Genomic DNA, 1,065 nt, shown 5'->3' with positions numbered 1-1,065 from the left:
GTTGAAGAGAATGTAAATGTTCTTGGGGTACATTTAATCATTGATTCGGAGCATAATAAAAATAGGGAGGGAATCAAATTATGATACTTCGTTGGGTACATAAGTATGTAATCATCTTGGTATTATTCTGTTTTTCTATTTTCGTCCCCCTCCTCATTCCATTAGCTGAAATAGAGAATGATTCACAACAGCAAGTATTTTTGAACTTTGAAAAAGAGATCCTTGATTTAATCTACTCTAGTATAGGGCCATTGAATAAACTGGACAGAGTAATGGGAGAGGAAAGCTTATATAATATTGCCTTATCGGCAGAACAGAAGCTTGCTGAAAATTCCATGACTTTAGCCCAATTAAAGGTACCTACCACATTGTCAGATGATATAAAGACATCGTTAGAAAATATCAAAGATGATTTGTCTATAGGTTTAAAGGCATTGGAGAAAAGTATGAACCACTTGGCACAATACATCGTGAAGCGTAACCCCTTATTGTACGATAAGTTCACCGAGGATTATGACAAGGGTTTTCTCTATATTTACGGTGTATTAACTTCGTTAACTACAATAAGATCGCAACTAGTCTCAAACATATCAATGATAGATAAAAATCGTTCGGTTTCACGAAAGGTAAGATCAGCAAGTAGTGGATGAATGTTACCTTTTACCCTACATGCCTTGATTAACTCTCTTGCACAGACTGACATAATGAGGGTCAGACTTAGTTTTGAAGGTATTGAAAAAAGGTTCTTCGATTTAAAGTGTACCCCTTGTAATCACCGGGCGCAGCTCGGGGTTTATTTGCGGCTTCTCGATATTCCGGTGCCGGGCATCTACGGCCCCTCGGCCGACGAGGAAGCCCAATGAATTAAGTTTCTCGTCCAATACTCGCTAAAAAGTCATAGGTCACCGGCATGAACGCAGTTACTCTACTACAAGGGACAAGAATGATTATACTCCTTAATCAATAACAGTTGAGGATTTTTAATTGAATAATACCAGTTAATATCAGCTTTTTGTTTATTCAAGAAAAGGGCGCTTTCCTATAATAAGGAACAGCGCTTATTTT

Annotated in this window: 1 protein-coding gene and 1 pseudogene; both read left to right on the top strand. The window is 37.6% G+C overall.

Going from position 1 to position 1,065, the window contains the following annotated elements; all coding sequences use genetic code 11:
• The first annotated feature begins 80 nt into the window (after positions 1–80).
• On the top strand, positions 81–650 hold the full coding sequence (locus V7149_RS25075; protein WP_335348281.1) for a hypothetical protein: 570 nt from the start codon (positions 81–83) through the stop codon (positions 648–650).
• Between the two features lie 120 nt (positions 651–770).
• A pseudogene (locus V7149_RS25070) lies at positions 771–863 on the top strand (DinB family protein); the annotation flags it as partial.
• Between the last annotated feature and the right edge of the window lie 202 nt (positions 864–1,065).

Origin of the sequence: Bacillus sp. JJ1503 (assembly GCF_036965125.1) — a bacterium.
GTDB lineage: Bacteria > Bacillota > Bacilli > Bacillales > Cytobacillaceae > Cytobacillus.
The sequence above is the reverse complement of the archived record's forward strand: the minus strand, read 5'-3'. Positions and strand labels throughout refer to the sequence as shown.